The 647-nt window shown below is 28.4% G+C and carries 1 protein-coding gene; it reads left to right on the top strand.

Going from position 1 to position 647, the window contains the following annotated elements; translation table 11 throughout:
* Nucleotides 1-209: 209 nt before the first annotated feature.
* Nucleotides 210-647, top strand: a 438-nt coding sequence (locus tag N5D03_RS14950) for a transposase (protein WP_280052131.1), incomplete at its 3' end; no start/stop codon positions are given.

The following is a 647-nucleotide window of genomic DNA, read 5'->3' as shown; positions in this document are numbered from 1 at the left end:
TCCTTTAGATTTGAAAATCTTAAATTGTAGTATAAAAAGAAGAGAAAAGAGTTTGAGTACACTATAACGAGTTCAGAGCTATATAATCTCATATTCTGATTAAGACTCAACTCTTTCTTATCAAATTCTCAAATAGAAATTCGGGTTAAAAACCCATTAGTAAGGAATCGAGTTATTGATAAGTTTCTCTTCTCATTAAATTCAAATTTATGGAAAAAATTGTTATTGGTATTGATGTGAGTAAATTAACTTTAGACATCTGCATTCAAGAAAATGGAGTGAATCGTTTTGATACTATTGCTAATACTGAAAAAGCTATCAAATCTTTTTTGAAACAATTTGTTAAGAGACAAAATATTCTAATTGGAATGGAGAATACAGGGAGATTTAACATCCTTCTTTACAACGTATTAATTCAACATTCTTTTGCTGTTTATGTCATCAATCCTTTGCATTTGAAAAAAAGTATGGGATTAGTTAGAGGTAAAAATGATAAAATTGACAGCGAACGTATTGCTGTATTTTTACTTAAAAATTATATGGATCTTCAACAGTGGAAGCCTAATTCGAAAGTCATTGAAAAGATAAAATTATTGAATGCTGAAAGAAAACATCGCGTTAAAATAAGAGCTGGATTACTAGCTCAA

Origin of the sequence: Empedobacter sp. GD03861 (genome assembly GCF_029840885.1) — a bacterium.
Classification (GTDB): Bacteria; Bacteroidota; Bacteroidia; order Flavobacteriales; family Weeksellaceae; genus Empedobacter; species Empedobacter falsenii_B.
The sequence above is the reverse complement of the archived record's forward strand: the minus strand, read 5'-3'. Positions and strand labels throughout refer to the sequence as shown.